Source organism: Gluconobacter sp. DsW_058, from assembly GCF_002153615.1.
Classification (GTDB): Bacteria; Pseudomonadota; Alphaproteobacteria; order Acetobacterales; family Acetobacteraceae; genus Gluconobacter; species Gluconobacter cerinus.
This window is the reverse complement of sequence record NZ_JOPH01000002.1, coordinates 114797-137239: the sequence shown is the minus strand read 5'-3', so window position 1 is coordinate 137239 and position 22443 is coordinate 114797. Positions and strand designations below refer to the sequence as shown.

General features: G+C 56.6%; 15 protein-coding genes, 3 tRNA genes and 1 pseudogene. 6 read left to right on the top strand and 13 right to left on the bottom strand.

The annotated features are described in order from the left end of the window. Positions 1-89: 89 nt before the first annotated feature. From HK24_RS02325 to HK24_RS02295, 7 genes are all read right to left on the bottom strand, one after another. Positions 90-6104, bottom strand: coding sequence for a DUF4011 domain-containing protein (locus HK24_RS02325; protein ID WP_086633140.1), 6015 nt, complete (start codon positions 6102-6104; stop codon positions 90-92). Positions 6105-6229: 125 nt separating this feature from the next. Beyond that, a complete protein-coding gene (gene atpC / locus HK24_RS02320; protein ID WP_046900215.1) occupies positions 6230-6646 on the bottom strand; it encodes an ATP synthase F1 subunit epsilon in 417 nt (138 codons plus the stop codon). 5 nt (positions 6647-6651) lie between these two features. Continuing rightward, entirely contained in the window at positions 6652-8115 is a 1464-nt protein-coding gene (atpD, locus tag HK24_RS02315; protein WP_086633139.1) for a F0F1 ATP synthase subunit beta, read from the bottom strand. A gap of 21 nt (positions 8116-8136) precedes the next feature. After that, complete coding sequence (locus HK24_RS02310) at positions 8137-9024, bottom strand: F0F1 ATP synthase subunit gamma (RefSeq protein ID WP_046900217.1); 888 nt, start codon at positions 9022-9024, stop codon at positions 8137-8139. Positions 9025-9033: 9 nt separating this feature from the next. Continuing rightward, positions 9034-10569, bottom strand: coding sequence for a F0F1 ATP synthase subunit alpha (gene atpA, locus HK24_RS02305; RefSeq protein ID WP_086633138.1), 1536 nt, complete (start codon positions 10567-10569; stop codon positions 9034-9036). Further along, the gene (atpH, locus tag HK24_RS02300; RefSeq protein ID WP_064274294.1) at positions 10569-11141 is read right to left on the bottom strand and encodes an ATP synthase F1 subunit delta; all 573 of its coding nucleotides are present in this window, start codon (positions 11139-11141) and stop codon (positions 10569-10571) included. The genes atpA and atpH overlap by 1 nt, the downstream gene beginning before the upstream one ends. 503 nt (positions 11142-11644) lie before the next feature. After that, positions 11645-11718 (bottom strand) — tRNA-Gly (locus HK24_RS02295). A 174-nt stretch (positions 11719-11892) separates the two neighbouring features. Between HK24_RS02295 and HK24_RS02290 the strand changes: the two genes are divergently transcribed. The 3 genes from HK24_RS02290 (at position 11893) to nusG (ending at position 12826) form a co-directional block, all read left to right on the top strand. Continuing rightward, positions 11893-11969: transfer RNA gene (locus HK24_RS02290), tRNA-Trp, on the top strand. 62 nt (positions 11970-12031) lie between these two features. After that, on the top strand, positions 12032-12286 hold the full coding sequence (secE, locus tag HK24_RS02285) for a preprotein translocase subunit SecE (RefSeq protein ID WP_232309136.1): 255 nt from the start codon (positions 12032-12034) through the stop codon (positions 12284-12286). Positions 12287-12295: 9 nt separating this feature from the next. Further along, on the top strand, positions 12296-12826 hold the full coding sequence (nusG, locus tag HK24_RS02280; protein WP_046900219.1) for a transcription termination/antitermination protein NusG: 531 nt from the start codon (positions 12296-12298) through the stop codon (positions 12824-12826). Between the two features lie 75 nt (positions 12827-12901). Here the strand turns inward: nusG and HK24_RS02275 are convergent, their stop codons facing one another. The 4 genes from HK24_RS02275 to HK24_RS02260 form a co-directional block, all read right to left on the bottom strand. Further along, on the bottom strand, positions 12902-13516 hold the full coding sequence (locus tag HK24_RS02275; protein ID WP_086633137.1) for a membrane integrity-associated transporter subunit PqiC: 615 nt from the start codon (positions 13514-13516) through the stop codon (positions 12902-12904). A gap of 4 nt (positions 13517-13520) precedes the next feature. Continuing rightward, positions 13521-15191, bottom strand: coding sequence for an intermembrane transport protein PqiB (locus HK24_RS02270; RefSeq protein WP_046900221.1), 1671 nt, complete (start codon positions 15189-15191; stop codon positions 13521-13523). Further along, positions 15188-16663 (bottom strand): paraquat-inducible protein A, encoded by a 1476-nt coding sequence (locus HK24_RS02265; RefSeq protein ID WP_086633136.1) that lies wholly within the window; start codon positions 16661-16663, stop codon positions 15188-15190. Before HK24_RS02265 ends, HK24_RS02270 begins: the two co-directional genes overlap by 4 nt. Positions 16664-16887: 224 nt before the next feature. After that, a tRNA-Thr gene (locus HK24_RS02260) sits at positions 16888-16963 on the bottom strand. Between the two features lie 174 nt (positions 16964-17137). Between HK24_RS02260 and HK24_RS02255 the strand changes: the two are divergent. Beyond that, a pseudogene (locus tag HK24_RS02255) lies at positions 17138-17305 on the top strand (plasmid stabilization protein); the annotation flags it as partial. Positions 17306-17355: 50 nt separating this feature from the next. Here HK24_RS02255 and HK24_RS02250 read toward each other — a convergent pair. Continuing rightward, positions 17356-18582, bottom strand: coding sequence for an alanine--glyoxylate aminotransferase family protein (locus HK24_RS02250; RefSeq protein WP_086633134.1), 1227 nt, complete (start codon positions 18580-18582; stop codon positions 17356-17358). Next, positions 18579-19814 (bottom strand): allantoate amidohydrolase, encoded by a 1236-nt coding sequence (locus HK24_RS02245; RefSeq protein WP_086633133.1) that lies wholly within the window; start codon positions 19812-19814, stop codon positions 18579-18581. The genes HK24_RS02250 and HK24_RS02245 overlap by 4 nt, the downstream gene beginning before the upstream one ends. Positions 19815-19915: 101 nt before the next feature. Between HK24_RS02245 and HK24_RS02240 the strand changes: the two genes are divergently transcribed. Together HK24_RS02240 and HK24_RS02235 are read left to right on the top strand one after the other, a co-directional pair. Then, on the top strand, positions 19916-20797 hold the full coding sequence (locus HK24_RS02240) for a LysR family transcriptional regulator (RefSeq protein WP_086633132.1): 882 nt from the start codon (positions 19916-19918) through the stop codon (positions 20795-20797). 39 nt (positions 20798-20836) lie between these two features. Next, complete coding sequence (locus HK24_RS02235; RefSeq protein ID WP_086633161.1) at positions 20837-22402, top strand: gamma-glutamyltransferase family protein; 1566 nt, start codon at positions 20837-20839, stop codon at positions 22400-22402. Positions 22403-22443: the final 41 nt, after the last annotated feature.

The following is a 22443-nucleotide window of genomic DNA, read 5'->3' as shown; positions in this document are numbered from 1 at the left end:
TTCCCCCCTTACACACACTTTCCATTCACAAAACAAAACTAAAAAAATCAAAAAAAACGCCAGAAAAATCATCTGGCGTCCCTTTTTCCTTAGTTTTCTATGTTTCCCGCCGCAGAAAGCCATGCGTCGTGGAAACGCAGCCTGCTCGTGGCCCCGATACGCCCTAATCCGCAGGCTTTTCGCATCTCTCCGATACCCTCTTCCTCTCCTAGTCCCCGGTCCTGCTGCTTTTTGGCTAGGGCCGTAAGAACCGACATCGGAAGTTGAGCAGGATCAACACTCTCTCCAGAGTCTCGCTTCAAGACGGTCTCAGGATCGCAGACAACGTCCTCTGTTTCCCAAAAAAACGTTCCCGCATCTTCGGTAGTTTTTCTCACGCCATCAGGGATGGCTGTGAGAACTCGCTCCCGGATCTGTCGTCCCGCCCGCGCGAAACCATGTTGTCTCGCGATTTTCTGGATCAGGGCCGTTTCATGCAGAACCCCCTTCTCACAAAGAGCCTGCTGAATCAGAGACTGCAGAACCGGCAGATAGTCATCATCTGTGAAACGCGCCGCATCTGGCTGTGCCGATAATGCCTCTTCACTATCGTCCTCCGGAATATAGGGAGCAGGCACAGCAGCGCTCGTGTCATGAGGGACAACCCCCGCGTAGAGAGATGGCTCTTCTACGAAAGCGCTTTCAGTCTCCGGCACTTCCTGGACCTCAATATCTGGCGCCTCGACCGGAAGACTAAGTCGGCTTTCTCGTACGGCTTCCAACCTCAGCTTCAGGGCTTGATCCAGACGTTCCACCTCGCGGTTCGCATTCAGCCACCAGTCAGTCGACCAAACACGGAAAATCACCCAGCCAAGATTTTCCAGAACGACCTGACGCAGTCTGTCGCGATCACGCGCGGTGGCACTGCGATGGTAAGTTGCGCCATCGCACTCGACGCCCGCAAGAAAGCTTCCGGGCATGTCCGGGTCCACCACACCCAGATCAATCCGAAAGCGGGAGACACCTATCTGGGGACGAACATCCCATCCGCGTTGACGCAATAACGCCGAGACTTCGAGTTCAAAGCGGCTTTCTTCTTCTCCGACTGACCCTTGATGCAAACCGGCAAGTGCACCTGCACCGTGCTCTGCAAAAGTCAGAAACTTCCGAAGATGCAATACACCTTCTGCAGAGCTTCTGGACGGATCGATCTGTTCAGCGCGCAAGGAACCAAAAACAACCAGTTTTTCACGCGCCCGCGTCACAGCGACGTTGAGACGTCTTTCACCGCCCGCACGATTCAACGGCCCAAACGAAACATAAGGCGCCCCTTTTAGCTCCGGCGCATAGGTGAGGGAAAAGAACATCACGTCCCGCTCTTCGCCCTGCACATTTTCCAAATTCCGAATCAGGACGGGTTCCGGGCACTCTTCTCTAAAGAACGGCACCAGCGAGGAATCCTCCATCTGGGCCTTTTCCAGCAGATCAGTAATCAGTGTCTGCTGCTCTCCGTTAAACGTTACGACCCCAACGGATTTCTCTCCGTCAGTCTTCAAATGCCTTACAACAGCATCCGCAACAGCTCTGGCTTCTGCGGGATTGGTTCTGCTGCCACCTCTCTGGTAGTTGCCCCCCTCCACAAACTGAAAAGAAACAGCTCGATCCTGCGTCACGTTCGAGGGGAACGTGATGAGGTCACCGCCATAATACTGACTGTTGGAAAACGCGATCAGGCTCTCGTGCCGGCTGCGATAGTGCCATTTCAGCGTAATTTCCGGCACACCTGCCGCACGACATTCATCGAGAATGGACTCCATATCGCAGAGTTCACCGTCGTCGTCCTCATTCTCACTTCGTGCAAAGAAGCTGGTCGGCGGTAGCTGCTTGGGGTCTCCGACCACGATCACCTGTCGGCCACGTCCGATGGCCCCAATGGCATCCCATGTGGGGATCTGCGAGGCTTCATCGAAAATGACCAGATCGAACGGCTCACTGTCTGGGGGAAGATATTGCGCTACGGAAAGAGGGCTCATCATGAAGCAGGGCGTAAGCGCTCTCACCGCCCGTGGTGCAGCAGCAGCCAACTGACGAATCGGCATATGCCGGGCTTTTTTCTGCGCTTCACGATGAATCATCACATACTGTGAGTCCTGCCGGCGCACGTCCTGAGCGGGAATATTACCTGAGAGCCTTGCCCGGGTCAGACGCCCTGCCAGACTGGCAGCATCACCATCCCACGTCTTGAAGCGCTCGATCTGTTCTTCATGTGCTGCGGCAACGAAACCGCGCAGTCGTGGCTGCTCATCAACAGCTGCTGCCAACCACCATCGGGCATAAGCGGCAGTCAGAACCGATTGAAGCTCTTTCGGAGCCACGTGCTCTGCCACAAGCGCCTCTACTAACGGACCCAGTCCCAGACGCTCAGCTGTGTGACAGGCCTTTCGCCACGCACACCAGTCCCGCAGATTCTTACCCTGCTCAAGCCAGCCAGTCAGATGTTGAGACAAACGCATCAGCCAGTCTTCGCCATCTGGCTCGATTGCAAGAAGAGGACTTCCCGCCAGGTCAGCCAAAAGGCTCAGGCTTTCCTCAGCCGCCGAAAGTGCCTTCCTGAACCCCGTAATTTTCAGACCTACCGGCCCACTCTCTGCAAGAAGATCACGCCCTTCTGTAAGCAGCTCCCGGATTTGCCGTCTCACAGAGAGCAATCCTGCGAGATCCGGGACGCAGCTTGCCAATGCGGCGCGAATCTCAGCTCCCCAGAGCAGAGCGGCTTCGATCTTGCCAAAATCGGTCGTCACATCACTCCAGAGAGAACCGACAACCTCTCTATGAGGGGCTCCCTTCAGGTCGCGTTCGAGCGCAGACAGGTCCAGAAGCCGGGACAGTTCATCACTCAAATCGTCCGGTAAGACGCTTTTCGCACTCACTTCAAGTCGGCGGCGTACAGTTTTCTGAGCACTCCTGCGCGAAAGAAGCCATTTGTCTTCGGAGTCTTTCCACTCACGATGCAAGTCATCCAACGGGAGTGTTTTCGCATCACTCCAACGCACAGCCAGCCCCTGCTCCAGAGTGCAATGACGTGCAATCCGTTCTTTTTCTGCAAGAACAACCTGAGCCTTGTCCTGCGCATCTTCGGAAAGGGCCCAGGCTCCCCAGGCCGCTTCCGGTCGATACAACAGAGCACAGAACGACTGGAGTCGATGGAGCTGAGCCAACGATCGGTCAGTGCCAGTCAAACCCAGTACGCGGCACAGATCATCCGTTGCTTGAGACAGCGCATCGAGCTGTCCTCTCAAGGCCTGACTCTGCTGAAGGATCTGGTCCTGCCAGCGAGACGTCCACTCTTCCTGCTCTATTCCCGACAACTGAGGCGACAGGGCATCCCGCCCGAAGCGCTCATAGAGTCCCGCCAACAGACTGGCCGCATTCTTGAGCGACTCCCAGTCTGCTTCAGCATGGGCGTCTGGAGCTGACCATTTCAGAGCAAGCGGATAAGTGCCGTTACGATCAGCCTCCAGAACCACGCCTATGGCCTGATAGGGAGTCCATCCGTTGCTCCACCGCTTATGCAGATCCTGCACATAGGCATTCAGATCCTGGCGGACTGCCATCAGACGGCTTTGGGCCGAGGTCCATTCCGCTGTTGAAAACTCTTCCCTGACCAGTTGAACCTGCTGAAACTGTTCCAGCACTGCGCCGCGCCCAGCCTGAGGCGAAAACAGATCCAGGCAGAACTCACTCAGTCCTACAGAACGCAGACGATTCCGCACGACTTCCAGCGCAGTTCTCTTTTCTGCGACGAAAAGGACCGTCTTACCCCGTCCCAGCGTATCAGCGATGATATTGGCAATCGTCTGACTTTTGCCAGTTCCCGGCGGACCGATCAGGACAAAATTTTTACCCGCTGCCGCCCGGGCAACGGCGGTCAATTGGGACGAGTCAGCTTCCATGGGACAAAGCAGGGAAGCCTCGTCCAGAGCGTTATCCAGCGATTTCTGGCCCTCGAACAAAGCCGTGGAGAAGCCACTTCCGGTGCCATCAGCCTCTGAAACCCCATCCAGCAGACGACTGGCAACCGGGTTAATACGCAGCGCGTTCCGTCTTTCCTGCAAATCCTTCCACATGAGGAACTTAGCGAAAGAGAGGGTCGTCAGGCTGACACGTTCCTGAACTTCCCATTGCGGGAGCTGGCGGATTTTTGCGCGGAAAATGTCAAAGATGCGCGCAACGTCCAAGCCAGCCTCATCCTGAGGAAGCTCTCCTTCCAGTTCAGGAAACCGCATGGCGAAATCCTGCCGAAGAACTTCCAGAAGACTGCCATTCACCCGACTTTCATCGGTATGCGCGCGCAACCGGAACGGAGCGTTGATGCTGCTACGTTCCAGAATAACGGGGACCAGAATCAAGGGGGCTCTCGCCTTGCGATCCCGCCCCCGAGGTTCCCACACAAGTTCTCCCAAAGTCAGGAAAAGTGTGTTTGCCCCTCCCTCCTGCGCAGCCGCACGCGCCTTGCGATAGATTTCTGTAAGAGCGGACTGTAAGCCAGCTTCATCCCTTGCAACCAGCAGTTCACCGTGCTCCAGAGCCTCCGCAGCAATAGCCCTGTGCTGATCGTCATGATGACGCTGCTGATGGAGCACAGCACTCCTCGGGTCAGACCCATCCATCAGTTCGGGACGGGCTCGAAGCCTGAGCGCTGGTTTCCATTCCCCTCCCCGCATTTCTGCCAGACGGTCTTCCAACCTTCCCGGATCTGCACAGCAGATCTCGATGATCTGCTTCTCAGAGCGTGGCAGGTTCAGAAGACGGCTTCGGCCTGAAATATCCAGTAGCCGCTTACACCAGCGATCCAAACGGGATTCCGGTGTCTCTTCGTTTTCATGGTCTCCGAGTTCTTCCCGAAGATCAGGCGCTGCTTTTAGCTGAGGCGTGGCAGAGGGCTCCACATCATCGCTCTCGGCCGGATCAGTATTAGGCACAAGCGATGACAACGGCCGAATGCGGCGCAGTCGGGCGCGGTGGACGTCTATGACCTCTTCAAATTTCGACTCTTCACCATCATCCTGAAGCTGGGCAAGCCCACGCTCACATGCCTTTGCGAAATCCGGGCAAGACGCTGCAGTTACAAGCGTTGTCTCGAACACACAGACATCATCAAGGGCTACCCTGTTCCGCAATCCAGGCAGATCCTGAATGACTGAGGTTCCAGACTGCTCCCGGGATAGCCATAGACCAGCAAACGCATGACCTTTGAGCATGATCAGTAATGGCCGCAAGCCAACAGCTTCAAGACAGGACGCAAACAGTAAGGCTGTATCCAGGCAAGTCGCCAGTCGGTCTTCCACAATCTGAGTGGGAAGACGCACCCTCTGGCCAGCCTCCACAAAAGAGGCCGGGGGACTAACATACGTAATGTTCAAACCCGCGATCGCGCACCAGATCGCTTGTGCCTGTTCCCACGCCCGTTTTCGACCGCCCTGGTATCCCTCCAAAGAGCCACTGTGGCCGGCCTCCTGTAGAAGAAGAGAAGCTGAACGAAGAATTTTTGCGACAGCTGGATCATTAGGCAGAACAAAGGCAGCAAGCAGATCGGGCAGCCCCTGTAATCCGCCCCATTCGCTCCGGCAGCGGACAGTCAAAGGAAAAACGCGTTCGAGAAGCGTCGCCCGCGCACCATCGGGCTGTATCTCCGAGACTGTAAAATGAACTTCAGCGCGTGTTGCTTCACTTAGCGAGGCGAGATAGGCACCATCCAGTTCCACATCGAGGCGCTCTAACGCCCGAAACTGTCCCATTCCGAGAGACTGAAGTCGCCAGGAGGTTGTTCGGAGCACACTGGGCTTGGAATGCAGCGTAATCTCGACATCTGAGAGATCCCGATCTGCAAGATTACGAACCGCAAGCTCCAGCAAAACTGGGACGCTGTTTTCCCAGAGCGCACTACTGACGCTATCCCGGACGACAACCGTCAGCTCGACGATATCTTCTGCAATTGGTTCAGATGTTGCGCCTTCTTCCCGCTCTGCATCTACTACTACATCCCCTGCACATCCGATTGCCTCTACAGGGGCGAGGTCAACGCCCTCGGACATAATTTCAGTGTCAGGGGAAGAGTCCGTCATTACGCGCCACCATCACTTGGTAAAGTCTAAACGGCAGCATACAGGAAGCTTGCGGACAAAGAAAAACCCACCCAGTCAACTGACCGGATGGGTTCTTCCTATTTTCATAGATGCTGCGTTCAGCCTTAGACTGAAGCAGGACCTTCAACAGCTTCCAGTTCAGCGCGAACGCTCTGGATTTCACGGCTGAGACGGTCATGCGCATCAGTATCGTTCGGCTCGATCTGGGCCCATGTGGTTTCCAGATCCCGCAGACGATCACGGGCATCATCCGCAGACAGCTCGCTCATGAGCTGAGCAGAATCTGCCAGAATGGTGCAGTGTTCTGCGCCCATATCTGCGAAACCACCGCCCACGAAATAACGGTCGACGATCTTGTCGCCTTCATACAGGGCCACAACGCCACCACGCAGCTGAAGCATCAGCGGTGCACGGTCCGGCATGGCTGCAATATCGCCCTCCATGCCCGGGACCACCGCCATGTCGACCTGACGGTCAACAAGGCGCTTTTCCGGGCTGACGATCTCGATGCGTAGGGGCATCAGGATCAGGCCTCCTGCTTCATCTTCTCGGCCTTGGCGATGGCCTCGTCAATGTCGCCAACCATGTAGAACGCGCCTTCTGGCAGGTGATCGTATTCACCATTTACAACAGCCTTGAAGGAACGGATCGTGTCTTCCAGAGCAACCAGCTTGCCAGGTGCGCCTGTGAACACTTCAGCCACATGGAACGGCTGGGACAGGAAGCGCTGGATGCGACGTGCGCGGCCAACGATCTTCTTATCTTCTTCAGACAGCTCATCCATGCCCAGGATCGCGATGATGTCCTGCAGACCCTTGTAGGTCTGAAGCGTCTGCTGAACCTTACGAGCGATATCGTAGTGTTCCTGACCGACGATCTTCGGGTCGAGCGAGCGGGACGTGGAGTCCAGCGGGTCAACAGCCGGGTAGATGCCCATTTCTGCGATCGAACGATTCAGAACCGTCGTAGCATCAAGGTGAGCAAAGGTCGCGGCAGGTGCCGGATCGGTCAGATCGTCGGCAGGGACATACACGGCCTGAACAGACGTGATGGAGCCCTTCTTGGTGGACGTAATGCGCTCCTGAAGGGCACCCATTTCCGTTGCCAGCGTCGGCTGATAGCCCACAGCGGAAGGAATACGGCCCAGCAGAGCGGACACTTCCGAACCAGCCTGCGTGAAGCGGAAGATGTTGTCCACGAAGAACAGAACGTCCTGACCTTCTTCGTCACGGAAATATTCTGCGAGTGACAGACCCGTCAGAGCAACACGGGCACGTGCTCCCGGCGGCTCGTTCATCTGGCCATAGACCAGAGCAACCTTGGAGCCTTCCGTGGAACCGTCTTCAGCGATCTTGATAACGCCAGCGTCCTGCATTTCGAAATACAGGTCGTTACCTTCACGGGTACGCTCACCCACACCTGCGAACACAGACACGCCACCGTGTGCCTTCGCGATGTTATTAATGAGTTCCTGAATAATAACGGTCTTGCCAACGCCTGCGCCACCGAACAGGCCGATCTTGCCGCCCTTCAGGTACGGGCAAAGAAGGTCAACGACCTTGATGCCCGTTACGAGAATTTCGGACGCAGCAGCCTGCTCCTCGAAGGACGGAGCCTTGCGATGGATCGGGAAATACTTGTCGCTAACGATCGGACCACGTTCGTCAATGGCTTCGCCAATGACGTTCAGGATACGACCAAGTGTAGCCGGGCCAACCGGAACCATGATCTGCTTGCCAGTGTCACGGACTTCCGCGCCACGGTTCAGGCCGTCCGTCGTGTCCATGGCAATGCAGCGGACCTGACGCTCACCGATTTCCTGTGCAACTTCCAGAACAAGCGTGTGATCGCCGTTCTGAACATGCAGGGCGTTCAGGATAAACGGAAGATCGCCTTCGAACTGCACGTCAACAACCGGGCCACGCACCTGCGTGACACGGCCGACGACGTTATTTGCAGCCGGGGCAGAAGGGTTAAGAGTCTCAGACATCGGTTCGTCTCCTGCGTGATCTCAAACGGCTTCTGCGCCGGAGATGATCTCGATCAGTTCATTGGTAATGTTGGCCTGGCGCGTACGGTTGTACTTCTGGGACAGACGGTCGATTGCCTTGCTGGCATTCCGGCTCGCGTTGTCCATAGCCGTCATCCGTGCACCTTGCTCACCTGCTGCACTCTCCAGCAGGGCAGAGAAAATCTGCACCTGAAGATTGCGTGGCAGAAGATTGGCCAGGAGCGTAGCCTCATCGGGCTCGAATTCGTATTGGGCGGCCTCGGCAGGCGCCGCATTGTCATTTTCCGCGACGGACAGAGGCACCAGGGGAAGCTGGATGGCAATCTGCGTCATCGCGTTGACGAAGCGGTTGTAGATCAGCGTGCAGCGATCAATCTCGCCGGCTTCAAGCATGGCGACAATCTTCTTGCCCACATACTCAGCCTTGTCGAAACCGACGTCACGGCCTTCCGTCCCTGCCACGCGCTCAACCACCAGATCCGGATATTCCTTTGCAAGAATATCAGCACCCTTACGGCCAACCGGCAGAAGACGCACTGTCCGCCCCTCATCCCGCAGTGTGCGGATCAGCTGACGCGCACTCCGAACGATGTTGGCGTTAAAGCCACCCGCCAGACCACGATCCGAAGTCAGGACCACCACAAGATGGACCTGATCCTTACCCGTACCGCCCAGCAGCGTCGGCAGGCTGGACGCATCAGCGCCGCGGCTTGCCGCTGCCAGTTCCGCCATCATGCGGCCCATGGCCTCGGCGTAGGGACGAGCCGCCTCAGCCTGGGACTGGGCGCGTCGCAGCTTGGATGCTGCGACCATTTTCATGGCGTTCGTGATCTTGCGCGTCGATTTGACGCCCGTGATCCGACCGCGCAGTTCCTTCAGCGAAGCCATGGACTATCCTCAGGCTGCAAAGCGCTTACCGAAAGCTTCGAGCAGCTCCTTGAGCTTACCTTCCGTCTCCGGCTTGATCTGGCGATCGTTGCGGATGGCCGTCAGAATGCCAGCGCCAGCGCCACGCATTTCCGTCAGCAGTGCAGCCTCGTAGGCCACAACCCTATCCACGGCGATCGGATCAACATATCCACGGGTACCAGCAAAAAGAACAACAACCTGCTCTTCAACCGGAAGCGGGGACGTCTCAGGCTGCTTCAGCAGCTCGACCAGACGTGCACCACGATCAAGCTGCTTGCGCGTTGCAGCATCCAGATCGGAAGCGAACTGCGAGAACGCAGCCATTTCACGATACTGAGCCAGCTCAAGCTTGATCTTGCCAGCAACCTGCTTCATCGCCTTGATCTGAGCGGCTGAGCCCACACGGGACACAGAACCACCGACGTTCACAGCCGGACGGATACCCTTGTAGAACAGGTCCGTCTCAAGGAAGATCTGACCGTCGGTGATGGAAATCACGTTGGTCGGGATGTATGCAGCCGTGTCACCAGCCTGCGTCTCAATGACCGGCAGAGCCGTCAGAGAACCGCCGCCGTTGGCATCAGACATCTTGGCTGCACGCTCGAGAAGACGGGAGTGCAAATAGAATACGTCACCTGGGAAAGCTTCACGTGCAGGCGGACGGCGCAGCAGCAGGGACATCTGACGGTATGCAACAGCCTGCTTCGACAGGTCATCATAGCAAGCCAGAGCATGCATGCCGTTGTCACGGAAGTACTCACCCATGGCGCAAGCCGTGTAGGGAGCCAGATACTGCATTGGTGCAGCATCAGAAGCCGTGGCAGCAACAACGATGGAATATTCCATCGCACCCTGCTCCGTCAGCGTACGAACCAGGTTTGCAACCGTAGAGCGCTTCTGACCAACAGCAACGTAAATGCAGTAAAGAGACTTCTTCGGGTCGCCTTCAGCATTGACTGGCTTCTGGGCCACAATGGTGTCAACCAGGATCGCCGTCTTACCGGTCTGACGGTCACCAATGATCAGCTCACGCTGGCCACGTCCAATCGGCACCAGAGCGTCAATGGCCTTGATGCCCGTCTGCATCGGTTCGCTAACCGACTGACGTGGCATGATGCCTGGAGCCTTCACTTCGGCGCGGCGATATTCCACGTCCGTCAGCGGGCCACGACCGTCGATCGGGTTACCAAGGCCGTCAACAACGCGACCAAGAAGACCCTTGCCAACCGGAACCTCAACAACGGACTTCGTGCGAAGAACCGTGTCACCTTCACGGATTTCGTCGCCATCACCGAAAATCACGATACCGACGTTGTCGGCTTCGAGGTTCAGCGCCATGCCCTTGAGGCCAGAGCCTTCAAACTCGACCATTTCGCCAGCCATGACATTCGTCAGGCCGTAAACACGAGCAATGCCGTCACCAATCGACAGGACCGTGCCCGTCTCGGAAACGGTCTCGACCTTGTCGAAAGACGCGATCTGCTGCTTGAGGATGTCCGAAATCTCAGCGGGACGGATATCCATCACGCGGCTCCCTTCATGGCGTTCTGCAGGCGAGTCAGGCGCCCGGCGATCGAAGTATCAAACAATGTAGAACCGACACGTACAGTCATGCCGCCAATCAGGGAGGCATCTGTACGTTCGATCATGGACACACGGCTGTAACCCGCTTCGGCCAGACGGCCCTGAAGCTGGCTGCGCTGCATGTCAGTAAGAGGCTGAGCGGAGCGGATTTCTGCAACGGTTTCGCCGCGGAGGCTCGCATCAAGGGCCAGCACGCCGTCTAGAATAGAAGCGAGATCAGCAAGACGGTGGTTAGCAGCAATCACGCCGACGAAGCGACGGACGGCATCTCCGAAACCGAGTTTCTCGGTCAGGGCACCAGCAACCTTGCTTGAGCGATGTGCGTCAAGGCGGGAGTCCGCAAGGAACGTCCGCAGGTCAGCACTCTGGGAAATCGCATCGCGAAGTCCCCGAACCTGAGCCAGCACATCAGAGAGCGCTCCCTGCTCTGAGGCATAGTCGTAAAGCGCTCGGGCATAGCGTTGAGCCAAGCCACCTGTGGGTCCCATCTGCGGCACCTGTGTCACCGTCACACGCGTGTTCCGTCTCACTTTTCCGCCGCAGGATGCGGCCGGAACCGGCTTATCCGGTCCCTTGCTTCCAAATCCGTTGGGATTCAGGCACACACGACCCTACGCAGGATTCGTCTGAACCCGGTCCTCCACTTGGCGCCGCCTCTAGCACGTCCCCATGATCCAGTGCAACCGAGCCAGAGCTACAACCTTACCGCACAACTAAATTTTTCAGCGTAACACTGCTCTTTGCAGGCAAATTCTTCATTCCCAAAAAACAGTAGTGCGCATGCCAGCCTGCTGCTGTCAGGGAGAGCTCAGAATTTCTAAAATTTTGCGGAATTGCCTTACACTCATTGGGGACTGTGTCCAGGCAGAGATAAAATGCCGGCATCGAGCAAGAGAGTTGCGGAGTATGCAATCAGTTCACAGGAACTGCGGCCGGACGCCTGCCAGAGCAAAAAAGGCATATAGAAGTAGCCAGCTTTTTTAGTCGCCTGGATCAGATTTTTTGGGGAACCTACTGGAGCGGGCGAAGGGAATCGAACCCTCCTCAGAAGCTTGGAAGGCTACTGCATTACCACTATGCTACGCCCGCCCTTAGGTTGCCGGTGTCATACTCCATTCCTCAGCATCCTCGCAAGAGGGGGAATGCCAGAAATGAAAAATATGAACCTAGATGCTTATGGGTACTTGACTTTCATCCCTGAACATTATCTTTTCCGCCCCACTGTCGTTGGTGTATCACAGTCTTTGTGGTACCCCCGATGATAGGGGCGTAGCTCAATTGGCTAGAGCGTCGGTCTCCAAAACCGAAGGTTGTGGGTTCGAGACCCTCCGCCCCTGCCACCCCGCTTTACCGGATAGCTTTTCCGGCACCGGGACGCGGATTTTCATTTGATTCGAGGACGATGGTGTCGGTCACTACCCCGAAAGACGAGTCGCGTAAGACGGCGCCTCATAAAAACGGATCCGGCTTCAATCTGGGCACGTACATCAAAGACGTGCGCAACGAAGCCAAGCGGGTTACGTGGCCTACACGTCGTAACACCCTCATTACGACGGGTGCGGTGCTTGCCATGGTTACCGTGACCTGCATCTTCTTCTTCATCGTGGATCAGGTCATTGGCCTGGGCGTCCGCGAGCTGTTTGGCGTTGGAGGCTAGGTCCGCAGCATGGCAAAACGTTGGTATGTTGTGCATGTCTATTCCGGGTTCGAGAAAAAGATCGCGAGCCACATTCAGGAGCAGGCTGCACAGAAGGGCTTATCTGACCATTTCGAGCAGATCCTTGTCCCATCCGAAGACGTGACGGAAATGCGCCGGGGCCGTAAGGTCAATTCAGAGCGCAAGTTCTTCCCCGGCTACGTTCTTGTGAAGATGGAACTGACAGATGATGCATGGCATCTCGTCAAGGACACCCCCAAGGTCACCGGCTTTCTGGGAACGCGCAATCGCCCAACCCCGATTACGGCTGCAGAAGCAGACCGGATCATGAAGCAGGCTCAGGAAGGTGTGGAACGTCCACGTTCTGCCCTCACCTTCGAGATCGGCGAGCAGATCCGCGTTGCAGACGGCCCGTTCACGTCCTTTACGGGCATGATCGAGGAAGTCGACGAAGAACGTCAGCGCCTCAAGGTTAGCGTTTCCATCTTCGGTCGTTCGACCCCGGTGGACCTGGACTTCACGCAGGTTGAGAAGCTCTAATCTCTTCTGGTGAGACGATATGAATAAAAAAGGCTCCCATTTGGGAGCCTTTTTTATTGCCTCGGGTATTCCCTCTTACCGGCTTGTAGAGGGAAGTGATCGCAGCCGGGAAGCCGCATGATCCGCGAGAACGGACAGCCCCTGACTGAGAGACGCCACCAGCTTACCGGTATTAAGCTGCGCACTCTCAGGAGATTGCCAGGCAAACGCTTCAGTCAGGACCGGGCCAATCATCTTCTGGGCAGGATGAACGGATACCGCACCAGTGATAAGCGCATGGCCAGCCGCATCGGCTTCGAAATTCCGGATTGTCACCTCTACATAAGCAGAAGGCGTCGTAGTTACCGCGTCTCCCTGAGACACGACCGTTGTCCCCGGAAGACGCTGCGACAGATCAGTCGTTAATGTCTGGGCTATCATATCAGGAAGCGCTTCGCTCCAGCTATCGCCAGTCGCCAATGTCGTCTGGTAATCGCGATTTTGGCGAACAATAGTATCCCGATCGAGGCGAGAAGGAACAACAGGCGTTCGGACTTCCACGACAACAGGACCGCCCGATTGGACCATCCCGGATACAGGTGCCAGCGTATACAGTTTGGGGTCACTGCTACAGGCCGTCAGTGAGACTGCAAGGCCAAACATGCACCCCATGGACAATAGGCGCATACGAAAAGGCGAATATTTTGCCATGGGATCAGTTCCTACGACCGGTAATAAGTGCTGATGGATGATGTCCCAGATAGTCTGTCAGGAAACGGAGCGAACGCGCCATCTGCGTCATCTGTGTAATCATGCCCTGAAGGCTACGCTGAAAATCCGTATCTCCGCCGTAGGACCCAAGAAGAGTCTGAGCGTTGGTCAAGGTTCCCTGCAAGGCCGTCATAAGCTCTGGAAGATGCTGATTGGCATTCTTGCTCAACGCATCCAGGTTTTGGAGCGAGTTCCGCAAAGCAACCAGAGACTGCGTCACTTCGCGGCTGTTCAAACGGCCATCCGCATGCGCGATCAGGTCATTGACGTGCTCACCAATCTGCGTGAGCGGCATCGCTGCAATCTTGTCCGTGATGGTGGAAACAGACTCCATAATCCCATCCATGCCACCTGGCTGACTGGGAAGCACAGCGACGTCACCCTCGTACGTCATGGTCACAGGTGGTGCATTCTTCACGAACTGTAGCCCGATCAGCGATTCACCCGTCAGGAAGCTGGCACTTTGGACGGAAGCACGCAGGCCATTGGCCACGAACGCGGCAAGATACTCCTTGGCACGCGCAAGCTGGCTTTCGCTCCATTCCGGCATCATGCGCTCGGGCTCGATCTGCATTTCCACCCGGACCTTCGGGTGCGCCTGCGGAGAAGGCATCTGCAACTTTACAGATGTCACTGTTCCAACCTGCAGGCCGAACAGACTGACCTGACTTCCAGCCGCAAGCCCCTTCACGGATGTATCGATATAGGTCACGACACGGAGGCGCTGATGGTAGCGGGCACTTTCTGCATCGGCCTGGCTTGTGTAAAGCTTGAAAACCGAGTTTGCAGGGGCAACAGGCGCGTTCACGGCATTCCGATTATCCGGTAGCCCAAATGCCACACCACCAGAGAACAGCGCTTGCAGCGACTGCATCTGAACCTTCAGACCACCCGCCCCCAGACCAACCTGAATTCCCGAGACATTCCAGAAGCGACTGTCCGTACGCAGGTAATGATCATATGGCGCCTTGATGAAGACCTGCACAACAATTGGGCCCTCCCCCCCGGGCGGCATCGTATAGCCCAGCACGTCACCAACTGGGACATCCCGGAAGAATACGGGAGCGCCCTCACCCAATGAACCGAGAGCCGGTGACACGAGCCAGAATGTTGTTCCAGGCTGGTCAGAGCGGACGCCCGGTGCTGCTTCAAGACCGCGGAATTCAGTCTGGTAATGCTCCCCAGAGGTTCCAGGATCAATCGCGATATAAGCCCCGGAGATCAACGTATCGAGTCCGGTGATGCTGGCACCGTTGATACGTGGCCGCACAACCCAGAAACGCGTGCTGTCTGTCAGAATATGGGCGCTATTCGCATTCATCTGAACCTTGACGCTCACATGACGCATGTCACGGCTCAGAGTGATGTCCTGCACTGTACCCAGCGTCACGGCCTTGTTCTTGACCTGCGTCTGGCCAGGAGTGAGGCCATCTGCAGTATCAAAGGTAATCGTGATCTCGGGCCCACGCGTGGCAAAATGCTTCCAGGCCAGCCAACCAGAAATCAGAATAGCCAGAACTGGAATCAGCAGAATCAGGGAGAAGCGGGTCCGGCGTACCGGAGCTTCCTCCGGAAAGGCCGGCTGCTGCCCGCGATTATTTCGGGAATCGCTCACGCGCTTTCAGGCTCCATAGAGATATCAGAAGAAGGGGTCGGGCCATCGGTTGGCCTGCCATCAGAAAGGCTACGCCTCGTTGCGTCGCTAGCCACAGAACTGTTCAGGCCTGCCGCATCCCACATTGCCCGAGGATCAAACAGCTCCACGGCAAAAATGGTCAGGATCACGACCAAAGCAAAACAGATCATGCCGGGGTCGGCAGTCACATTAGCCAGAAACGCAAAATGGACCACCGCACAGAGAATAGAGATCATGAAGACGTCGATCATCGACCAACGCCCGATAATGTCCACCATGCGATAGAGTTTCCCAAGCAGCGGTAACTGCCACCGGGACCTCACCTTCGTGCTGATGATCATGAAACTCAAGGCCAGAATTTTCAGAACCGGAACGGTAATGCTGGCAAAAAGAACCAGCAGGGCCAAAGGCACCATACCAGCCTGCCACAACTCAATCACGCCGCTGATAATGGTACTTGGCGCGCCTGATCCCACCTTGGTGTAGGTCATGACAGGCAGCATATTGGCCGGAATGTAGAAAATAACGCCTGCGATCAGAAGACAGCTGGCCGATGCCAGGCTTTGCCTTTTACGTCGGCGCAAAATCTGATCGCACCGCGGACAATCGCCCATATCTGCCTCCTGCAAAACAGGATGATCAAAAGCGACCACCAGTCCGCAGGCGTGACAGGACAGCATGTGCTCAACAGGAGGAAGCGCGTCTTCGTGAGCATCCAGATGAGCAACATCCAGAATACGCCCCCGATGGCCGTCCACCCTTTTTCGCAAGTCGCGATTGTTCCAGATCAGATCGTCATCAAACGTGGAATCCATGGCGGCCATCGTCAGCATCAGGCCACCCAGCAGGTACACTCCGGGTTGCAGATCGACGAGGGCAAGATCCACGAGCTTGGTATAGGCAACCAGAACGCCCAGAACATAGACTTCCACCATGGACCAGCCACGAAGGCGATCGTACCAGGTCAGAAGTCTCGGGGTCCAGTCAGGCATGTGGGGACGGGACGCGCCATACAGCACAGCCCCCATCAAGGCGATGACAATGCCTGGCATGACCAGAGTTGTCAGTCCGACCAGGAAAGACATGGTGTTGTAGCCCTGATGCGATAGCTCAATAGGGCCAGACATCAAAGCAACGGTGTTCTCACGTCCATAGACGTTCAGCGTCATGAGTGGACTGATCAGGAGAGCAATGTAGAGCGCAGCGGAGGCCACACAGAAAGCAGCAGGCGCACCAATGACGGAGGTCTTTCGACGGCGTGCAATTTGCGCGCCACAGCGTTCGCACTTTGCCAGAAACCCAGGCTTGAGTTCGGGAACCCTCTGGAACAGCCCACAGACGGAGCATTCGTGCAAACCTTCCACAACATGCAACGACGCACGTGGGCGCTGCGGTGTCCGGGACAGGTTGACGGCATTTTGCCAGAGGCGTTTGTGAAAACGGTCAGTCATGACGCTCCTAACCTAACGCATGGAGCCGCCATAAGACAGTGCAGCCAGCACAACGTGGCCCACGCATCAGGATCTGATGCCGAATGGTAGACCCATTTTACAGCATTTGCCCAGAGCCAGAAAATTTTCTGGCAATAATCTGACAAAAACCAGACATCAAAGTCCATCTGCATACTGGAACTGTATGCCTGGTAGCCTGATCTATTTTGAGGAAAATACCTCGATGGTGCCGGAGAAGAGATTCGAACTCCCGACCCCATCATTACGAATGACGTGCTCTACCAGCTGAGCTACACCGGCGCATCCATCGAGGTGGGCGCTTTCTAACTAACGGCTTTGAGCTTGGCAAGCCCTTAATGAAAGAAAACTGTCTTACATTCTATGAAAATACCACATCCGGCCATCTTACTGGCAAAACCTGACGGTTCTTAAAGCGTAATGCCGCTTAAGACCTTGTTTTCAGGAGGACAGACCATGCCACGTGGAGACAAATCAGCCTACACAGACAAGCAGAAACGCCAGGCTGAACACATTGAAGAAAACTATGGAAAGCACGGCGTCCCTAAGAAAGAAGCTGAGAGCCGTGCCTGGGCAACCGTCAACAAGGAAAGTGGCGGTGGCAGGAAAAGTGGGTCAGGCCGGAAAAATCATCCGAAAAGTTAAATCCGGCCTATATCTGACTGCGAAAGACTTCAGGCAGCATCCCAGGCAGCACGCGCCGCATCTACTCCGGCCCCACGGGGTAGCTGGACGCCCTCACCTGCGAGAACGGCTTCAAACGCCGACAGGGTCAGCAGAACCTTGTGCTTCTGCGCATTCACACCCATCGCGCCAATACGCCAGATCTTGCCTGTCAATGGACCGAAAGACGAGACGATCTCGATTTCAAAGTCCTTGCGCATCAGCTCGCGAACCCGGGCGTTATCAACCCCTTCAGGAACCCATACGCCAGTCACATTGGTCATCCGCGTAGCGTCGTCGCCATAGACGCGCAGCCCCATCGCCCGCAGACCCGCCACCATGGCTCGTCCAGCACGCGTGTGACGTGCGACCCGGGCATCCACACCTTCCTCAACCACGATCCGAGCAGCCTCGCGGGACGCATAAAGCATGGACGTCGCTTCAGTGTGATGGTTCATCCGTGCCGGAGACCAGTAATTCATGAGCATCGCCAGATCGAAGTAATTCGACTGAATCACCGGCCCCTCACCCTGCGGCTGGCCTGTCGCAATACCGGCTTCGTCATGCCGCCGACGCAGAATGGCTTCTACAGCACGATCCGATAGCGTTATCGGTGCAGATCCCGGAGGTCCACCAAGGCATTTCTGAAGCCCGGCAGTTGCGACATCGATGTTCCAGGCGTCCGTCTTGAACTCCATTCCGCCCAGCGTAGCAGTCGCATCGACGTAGAGAAGGACGTTATGACGGCGGCAGATGGCCCCGATTTCAGCGAGTGGCTGGGCCGTTGTGGTGGACGTATCGCCATGCACGGTCGCCACAAGGCCAGGCTTGTGTTCGATGATGGCAGCTTCAATGGCAGCAGGATCGACAACCTGCCCCCACTCCACATCCACAGTGCAGGGAATACCGCCGCACCGATGAACAATTTCCGTCAGCAGAAGGCCAAAGCGCCCGATCCGCGGAATAAGCACCTTCATGCCCGGAGAAACCAGCGAAACCAGAGCAGCCTCAATGGCCGAACGGGCGGAACCGTTGATCAGCAGCGTCCAGTGATTTTTTGTCTGAAAAACTTCCCGATACAGCGCCATGGTTTCATCCATGTACGCCGTCATTTCGGGGTCCATCTGGCCAATGACGTCCGTTGCCATGGCCCGTAGAATGCGTGGATGCACATTGGCAGGACCTGCGCCCATCAGCAGGCGCGATGGTGGATCAATTTGAGCAAAAGATGATGTCATGACTGAAATTCCTTGACGCAAGCAAGCAGGGTGCGATGGGCGAGTTCAACGTCTTCCACAAGCACTGTTTCATCTGGATGATGGCTCAGACCACCAGGGCTGCGAATAAACAGCATACCCATCGGGCAGAAGCCCGCCATGGCCATGCTGTCATGCCCGGCACCGCTGAGAAGCCGAGGAGCAGAGAGCCCTGTTACCGCTTCAACAGCCGAAGCAAATCGTTCAATGATCCCCGGAGAGCACGCTGCCGCTGCCAGTTGCTGTGGAGCCGTAAAGGAGACATCCAGTCGGCGCCGGCTCGCAATGTCGCGAATGTCAGACCGGATGCCTTCAGCCAGTGCGTCGCGCACCTCATTGGAGCCTGCGCGCATATCCAGTGAAAACCAGACATCGCCGGGAATGACGTTTGACGTATTAGGCGTCACTTCTATTTGCCCGACCGTTGCCACGAGATTTCCGGCCCCGTTCAACCCACGCTTTTCTACTGCCAGCATCATCTCCGCAGCCCCGGCTAGCGCATCGCGGCGCAGAGTCATCGGCGTAGTACCAGCATGATCGGCCTGCCCCTTGACCATGACGCGCTGACGGGTCTGGGCAGCGATCGCGGTCACGACGCCCAAGGGCTCATCCGCAGCTTCCAGACAAGGCCCCTGTTCGATATGCGGTTCGATAAAGGCCAGAATATCCTCTGGTCGGCGCGTTGCATTCTTTAGCTGCGACGGGTCCAGGCCATATGCCAGCATCGCGTCGGCAACCGTCATGCCTTGAGAATCCGTTACGCCCTGAGGAACGGCACTGATCTCCCCCGTCATTGTTCGGGAGCAGATCATGGGAACAGGAAACCGGGATCCTTCCTCGTCACCAAACCCAATAACTTCAATTGGGAATGGAAGGCGCGTGCCCCGATCCTTCAAGGCTGCAACCAGCTCGATTCCCAGCATCACCCCGAGGTTGCCGTCAAATGCGCCCCCATTCCTCACCGTATCAAGATGCGAGCCAATCATGAGAACCGGCGCCTTCGGATCTGTCCCTTCATAGCGACCAACCAGATTGCCCACGGCATCGGTCCGCACAACCATACCAGCTTCTTCCATCCAGATCTGGACCTGAGCGAGGGTATGTCGATAGGATGTTCCGAGCCAGAAACGGAAAAGGCTACCAGCCGTCTCGCTGAATGGAGGTTCAACGAGAATGCGGCACCGTTGAACGGCACGGGCTCCGTGGGCTGTCATTTTGTCTCCGCCAGAAGGACGTACAATCTTGAATAAAGTTTGCGCTCATAACGGGACCAGATCAAGTTGACCTCGTGATAAAACTCACCTCACATATTCGCATGAAAGATCAAACCCACCTTGATCCCATGCATCTACAGTCGTTTCTGGCAGTTGCAGAAACTCTGCATTTCACGTCTGCCGCGCAGATGCTGGGTGTCAGTCAGTCCACGATCAGTCAGCATGTCAGCCGGCTGGAAGAGCAACTGAGCACCCGGCTGCTGGCACGCAGCACCAAAGCGGTACGCCTGACAGAAAACGGCACGGCCCTCGTCTCATTAGGGCAGCGCCTTTTGCAGGTTGAAGATAGTCTGTTTGCCTATTTCCGGGACGGGACACCACGTGGAACCATCCGGCTGGGTGTGACGGAAGACCTTCTGTTAACGCGTTTCCCAGAAATTCTGGGCGTTTTTCGCGCGGCACATCCCTCTCTTCAGATCACAATGACCATCGGGCTCAGTGCATCCCTGACGCGCCTTCTGGACAATGATGAAATTGATCTGCTTTGCGGGATGCGTCGCTCTTCCGAGACGCACGGCCAGAAGCTCTGGACCGAAGAACTGCGGTGGTTCGGCCCGGCGCAAACACCTTTCTCAGACGGTCAGTCCATTCCACTGGTGACGTTCCCGGAAGGTAGCGTCACCCGGCGCCTTGCAATCGAAGCCCTGAACCGTGCCGAACTCCCGTGGCACATCGCCTTCACCAGCGGCAATCTGAGCGCAATTCTGGCCGCTGTCCGTGCAGGATACGGCATTACGGCGCAGCCTGGGTTTCTGCGAGAGTCTGATGGGCTTTCCCTTTGCGAGATGCCCTCCCTGCCGCGCATCCCGAATGTCGATTTTATTGCGGCCACACGTCACCAGACGGCTCAGGGGCCAGAAGAGCTGCTGATCCAGACTTTGTGTGACCATATCTCCCGCCTCCAATCTTCCCCTCCTGCCTGACGGGTATTTTCCATGCAGACGCCCAATTCTCTCCGCGGGATGGTGACATCCCCCCATCACCTCGCAAGTCAGGCTGGACTGGACGTCCTGAAAGATGGCGGGACAGCTATTGAAGCCATTGTAGCAACAGCGGCCGCACTGTCTGCGGTCTACCCCCACATGACAGGCCTCGGAGGGGATTCGTTCTGGCTGATTTCCTACCCAAACGGGCAGACCATTTCGATTGATGCCTGCGGACGGCTGGCCAGAAACGCCACGCTGGATCTGTATGCTCAGGCTGGTCACAGCGTCATCCCTTGGCGGGGCGGTCTGGCGGCCAATACTGTCGCCGGAACGGTCTCTGGATGGGAAGCAGCCCTGAAAGAAAGCGCCAAGCAACTGCCCTCCCTCCCGCTAGATCGCCTCCTGCGCGATGCCATCCATTATGCCAGCACAGGACGCGTCGTTTCGGAGAGCGAAGCCGCACTTCTGAAGGAAAAGCAGGCAGAGCTTTGCGGAAACGAGGCTTTTCGGTCTTTTTGCATCCCTGACGATATTCCCTGGCAGGAAGGGGAAATTCAGACCTCCCCTATTCTGGCGGCTACCCTGCGAAGCCTCGCTCACCACGGTCTGCGGAGTTTTTATGAGGGCGATCTGGCAAAAGGCATGGCGGCCGATCTTGAGGCCGCTGGCAGCCCCCTGCGTCTGGAAGACTTCCTGTCTCATCGCGCTGAAGTCAAAGCGCCGCTGGATGTTCAGACTTCGATGGGGACGCTCTATAATATGCCACCCCCGACACAGGGGGCAGCCTCTCTGTTGATACTCGCGCTGGAAGATCGTCTTCCACAATGCGACGCGCCAGAAAGTTATGAGCACCTTCACGGACTGATCGAGGCCACGAAGCAGGCTTTTCGTTACCGAAATCGCGAAATCGATGGCCGCTCAACTGCGGAAGAGGATATTCGCGCCCTTCTGCAAGACCCGTCAGCGCTCGACGAAATGGCCGCCCGCATTTCCATGACAGAAGCATTCCCATGGACGGAAGAAACCCAGTGGGGCGACACGACATGGATGGGTGCCATTGATAGCAACGGTGTAGCGGTCAGCATGATCCAGAGCCTCTATTTCGAGTTTGGCTCCGGTGTAATGCTGCCGCAAAGCGGTCTGTTCTGGCAGAACCGTGGATCTTCATTCCGCCTGAAACCCTCTGGCTGGAACTGCCTGCTTCCCGGCTCAAAGCCTTTCCACACCCTGAACCCCGCCGCTACGCGCCTCAATGATGGACGCGTCATGGTTTACGGAACCATGGGGGGTGAAGGCCAACCCCAGACACAAGCCGCCGTTTTCAGCCGCTATGCCCGACATGGCGTCCCACTACAGGAGGCAATTTGCCGTCCCCGCTGGCTCCTGGGTCGCACATGGGGGCAGGAAAGCACGTCGCTCAAACTGGAGCCTGGATTTGATCCGACCGTAGTTCAGGCCCTTCAGGATGCAGGGCATGTGATTGAGCAGCTTCCTGGCATGTCATCCATCATGGGACATGCCGGAGCCATCGTAAGGCACGCGAATGGTCGCCTCGAAGGGGCCACGGACCCACGCAGCGATGGGTCCGTGGCGGCCTGGTAACTTCAAGAGAAGGAGGCGCTCCTATAAAAGCGCCTCCTTCT